A 4,948-nucleotide genomic window follows, 5' to 3' on the forward strand; every position below is an offset into this window, starting at 1 on the left:
GTTGCGGTGGAGCTGAGGGCGGAGCTTGGGGCGCCACCAGCAGCTCTTCTGTCAGCAAAATGCTGTCGGAGCTAGCTGCAACTTCTTCTACTTCTGATTCTACTTCTGACATCATCTCGCTTTCAACCAGATCTCCTGACGGGTCTGCCCCGCTGCGGGCTTGGTCGTAGACTGCCGTTCCGAGGGAGTATAGCAGTTGCTTGAAAGCTTCGATTTGCTCGGTTAGTTCCTCGCCTGTGATGTCGGGGTTAGCCATCGATTCCTGCAAGGCTGCTGCTGCTGTTTCGGCTGCGGTTTTGAGGTCGTCGCCCAGCAATTTCGCGTTGGTTTTCAAAGTGACACCACAATTATAGACCAGGGTGTCGGCTTGATTTTTGAGTTCGACGAGTTGAGCGCGCTTGATATCCTCATCGGCGTAGAGTTCGGCTTCTTGTCGCATCCGCTCGACTTCGGTTTCGCTCAATCCACCTGTATTGGAGATTTGGATGCTTTGTTCTTTTCCGGTTCCTTTATCTTCGGCTGCCACTTTGAGAATGCCGTTAGCATCGATTTCAAAGGTAACTTCGATTTGAGGTACGCCGCGGGGGGCTGCGGGAATGCCTTTGAGCAGGAATTTACCGAGACTTTTATTGTCTTTAACCAGTGCGCGCTCGCCTTGGAGCACGTGAATTTCTACTCCTGTTTGCCCGTCTGCAGCCGTGCTGTACATTTGCGATCGACTGGTGGGGATAGTTGTATTGCGCTCGATTACTTTGGTGAACACCCCGCCGAGGGTTTCGAGTCCCAGAGAGAGGGGAGTCACGTCTAGCAGCAGCAAATCTTTGACTTCGCCGCCCAACACCCCGGCTTGAACTGCCGCGCCTACGGCTACAGCTTCGTCGGGATTCACCGATTTATCAGGAGACATCCCGCCAAAATATTTGCTAATTGCCTCTTGAACTGCCGGAATTCTGGTTGATCCTCCGACTAAAATAATCCTGTCTATGTCTTTGGGGGTCAGACTTGCGTCTTTGAGGGCTTGAGTCACCGGATCGATCGTCGCTTGCACCAAATGACCCACCAGTTTTTCAAACTGAGATCTAGAGAGATCCATTTCCAAATGCTTCGGCCCTTTTTCATCCGAGGAGATGAACGGCAAATTTATGGAGGTGGATTGCGAGAGAGAAAGTTCGATTTTCGCCTTTTCCGCTGCTTCTCGGAGGCGCTGCAAGGCCATTTTGTCTTTTGAGAGGTCGCTGCCTTCTTGAGTGCGGAAAGCTTCTACCAGCCACTGCACTATGCAGTCGTCAAAGTCATCTCCGCCGAGATGGTTGTTACCTGCGGTGGCGTTGACTTCAAAAATTCCGTCTCCCAGTTGCAGGATCGAAACGTCGAAAGTACCGCCGCCGAGGTCAAAAACCAAGATTTTCTGTTCGATATTTTGCTTGTCGAGTCCGTAGGAAAGGGCGGCCGCCGTCGGTTCGTTGACGATCCGCAGGACTTCTAAACCCGCGATCGTACCGGCGTCTTTAGTAGCTTGCCGCTGGGCGTCTGTGAAGTAAGCTGGTACTGTAATCACCGCTTTGGTAACAGCTTGTCCCAAATAAGCTTCAGCATCTTGCTTCAGCTTTTGGAGTACCATTGCCGAGATTTCTTGGGGAGTGTGAACCTTGTTCCGAATTTGGACGTTAACGGTGTCGTCTTTGCCTTTGATGCAGGTATAGGGAGTGCGGGACCTTTCTGCTTCGGTGTCGTCCCACCTGCGCCCGATAAATCGTTTGATGCTGTACACAGTATTTACAGCATTAGTTACAGCTTGCCGTTTGGCTAGTTGACCGACTAAGCGATCGCCCCCTTTGCCAAATCCTACGATGCTCGGAGTTGTGCGGCCGCCCTCGGAATTGGCGATCACGACGGGTTTACCGCCCTCTAACACAGCTACGCAACTGTTAGTCGTGCCTAAGTCAATTCCAATAATTTTTCCCATAGCGCCTCATAAAACTTTGTGGGATGTTTGGAAACCTCCAACTGCAAGTTGGGGGATGAAAAACGACTAGCTTGTTTTAACAAGCATTACCCGATCGGATTTGTAGGAAATAGACTTAGTGTCATCAGGCAATATCAAATACGGGTCTGTCGATTGAAAAATTGAATAATTTTCGATTTACTTCACCGATTAATTTGGGCGGTCGAACAAAAGTCTCAATTTTGGGAACCGACACGAATTAATACCAGTTAAAAGAAAGAATGCAACTATCGGTCTGTATTCCAAACCTTTATGCAGTCAGTCATTTCCCTCGAAAATTGCAAATCAAACATGGTATGAGTCGGGGGATTGTACCCGTTTTTGGGCGGGTTAAAACATTTTTCAGAATTTGTTAAGAAAGCGCCAATCTGCTTTTAGTCCTGAATTAAGAAGTTGGTGAGTCTGCCACCTTCGGGCCCCCGAATTCTATTCGGGGGTCTGTAAGTTCGAGGAATGCAGTAGCTTGTATCCCGATTAACTTTCCGAACTATCGAGATTTTCATCTGAGGCTACCACAGATATCCCAGGCGCTGCAACCTTCACTTTGGCGTGTCGCAAGACGCGATCGCCCAGAATGTAGCCGCGTTCTAGTTCTTGAATGATTGTTCCTTCCTCGTGTTCGTCACTTGGTTCGCTCAGTAGAGCTTCGTGGAAGTTGGGATCGAACTGTTCGCCTTCGGGGCGCATCGGAGAAACCCCGATTTGCTTGAGGCTATCTACCATGTGCTTGTAAACGCTTTGGTAGCTTTTGTGAATGTTCATTTCGCCGTCGTTTTGCGGCTTGATGTGCGATCGAGCGCGCTCGAAATTGTCGATCGCCGGTAAGATCGACTTAATCGTGTCACATCTTGCCTGTAAATCTAACTCTTCTTTTTCCTTTTGGGTGCGCCTGCGGAAGTTGTCAAAATCTGCTGCTAAGCGGAGATTTTGATTTTTCAGCTCTTCTACTTGAGCAGATGCGGCTTGCAACTGAGTTTTCAAAGCCTCTTTTTCATCTCTAGATTGGGCGGCTTCCCTTTTCAAAGAATCTGCCCCGTCTACTGTCGGGCTGTTGGTGGAACCAACTGTGACGGTAGATCCAGATTCGTTGGCCGGGGAGCCTCCCCGAGCACTTTGATAAGCTTGAGCAAGTTCTAGCTCCCAATCGGCAGATCCATTTGAGCTTGCTGGTGCTGGCGGAGTTTCGCTTGCCATTGGCGAGCCCTCTGGGGTTTCCCCAGTTGAGTTAGGATCTCGATCTTGCTGTTTTTCCTCTTCAATCATAAAAACTACACGACAGAACCCCATCTATTCTAGCAGATACACTTAACCCGGTAAATCTAGAGAACTATAATTTATAAAAAATTCCATAAAAACCCTGCGACTAAACTCCAGGGATGAAAGGGCAAAGGAGACTAAAGTATACCGGATTAGATATTTACCAAATCCGAGTAAAATTAGTCAAGGGAGGCGGAAAAACATATATGCAGTACAAAAAGATTTATGGCATTTAACAGAACTCGACAACGCATTCTCGCTCAAATTGTAAGATAGTCTAACAACCCGTTTAATGTTGGAATTTACGAAGCAAGTCGGCAGCGGTACGTTAACAATAAAAGTGCAGTTAAATATTTTGAACTTTACAAAACAACCAATATCAACAAAAATAGCGGACTGCTTTACTCTCAAACGGCACAAAGTCATCTCAAATCTGTTGCTAAATTTTTTAGTTTTTTCCAAATTTTATAAAAATTAGGAAAAACAGGAGAAATCAACCCAAAATCGAGGTTGCAAAAATTATAGAAAAAAAAGGAAAAATGTATGAGTTATCATATCCCGGACAAGCTTTTAAAGTAGTTTATTATCTAGCTGTATTGCTTCTTAAAAACAAAGTTAAAGAACCTCTTCGGACAGATACTCTCTGACTAAGTTTACCATAAGAAGTGAAAAAATATCAGATATACAAACTCAAAAAAAAATGCACAACCTGCAAATTTGGGATATTATACGTCCGCAAATCTTTCACCGAACCAACTCCTAGTTCCCGTCTCGAAGCAACAGGTATTTTGGGAAGATACTGCCGCATCAACAACTGGTTAACTTGCGTTTATAGTAACGGTAAACCTTTGATAGTTAACGCTCACAAGTTGAAGTTTTGGAAGCAGCGGTTCAATAATGGAAAATCTAGGATTCAATCAGAACGCGCCAAACTTAAGATACCTCAAGGTTTCTCGTCCGTAAGGCTGCAAAATTTCTCGGAGGCTCGCGCTATAAGGAGGATGAGAGATGCGGAAAAGAAAGCAGTCATAACAATTATAGATTGTTCCGAAAATTACCAAGTCAGTGTCACAGTCTTTGGTTGGAATAAAGTTCAGAACTAAGAAGTTATAGCGGTTCTCACAAAGGTGAGGTATGCTTTTAGGCCCGATGCTTTTAGGCCCGATGCTTTTAGGCCCGATGCTTTTAGGCCCGATGCTTTTAGGCCCGCGAGAGCACCTCATCTTTCTGAGAAAGGCTATAATAGGGGTAAAGCGACCTACCCGAACTTTGTCCGAATACCGACAGCTAAAGTCAAAGATAGACTCCAGCAAGAGGGCGATTTAAAAAAATGGCGATTTGTAGAACGAGACAAGTGCTACAAATCTAAATCGAGTTTTTTAGACGGAGAAGTTGTGCCAGCAGTAGTCGGTAAAAACCAGACAGTTTGCAGCTTTCAGGTAAGCGAATCAAAGGAGGTTTGTACTGTTCTAAGACGCGCGCTGCCGATCGATGCAGAGATTAACGGTGCGGCAAATATTATCAGAAAATTGGGTCGAAAACCCCGTCCTTCTAGGACAGCTTTATATTTACCAGAGACATACTCGTCACTAAATGTGCTATGGTAGTGAAATGTTAACCATGAATTACCGCTACCGAATCTATCCAACCGTCGCTCAAGCGCAGTCGCTTTTTGAGTGGATGGAT

General features: G+C 46.1%; 3 protein-coding genes. 1 reads left to right on the top strand and 2 read right to left on the bottom strand.

All coding sequences use genetic code 11. From position 1 onward, the window contains the following. Window positions 1–1,966 (bottom strand): molecular chaperone DnaK (dnaK, locus tag WBA89_RS28375; protein ID WP_424410962.1); only part of this gene is annotated, 1,966 nt, incomplete at its 3' end. A 513-nt stretch (window positions 1,967–2,479) separates the two neighbouring features. Next, on the bottom strand, window positions 2,480–3,268 hold the full coding sequence (gene grpE, locus WBA89_RS28380; protein ID WP_424410963.1) for a nucleotide exchange factor GrpE: 789 nt from the start codon (window positions 3,266–3,268) through the stop codon (window positions 2,480–2,482). Between the two features lie 1,614 nt (window positions 3,269–4,882). On the opposite strand from grpE, the gene WBA89_RS28385 reads away from it, so the two are divergent. Beyond that, window positions 4,883–4,948, top strand: a 66-nt coding sequence (locus tag WBA89_RS28385) for a helix-turn-helix domain-containing protein (protein WP_424409568.1), incomplete at its 3' end; no start/stop codon positions are given.

This window comes from Microcoleus sp. (assembly GCF_049646505.1).
Taxonomy (GTDB): Bacteria; Cyanobacteriota; Cyanobacteriia; order Cyanobacteriales; family Microcoleaceae; genus Microcoleus.

What these genes read in the sequence shown, in the direction of transcription:
- grpE (WP_424410963.1), bottom strand. Translation starts at nt 3,268, where the DNA reads ATGATTGAAGAGGAAAAACAGCAAGATCGAGATCCTAACTCAACTGGG.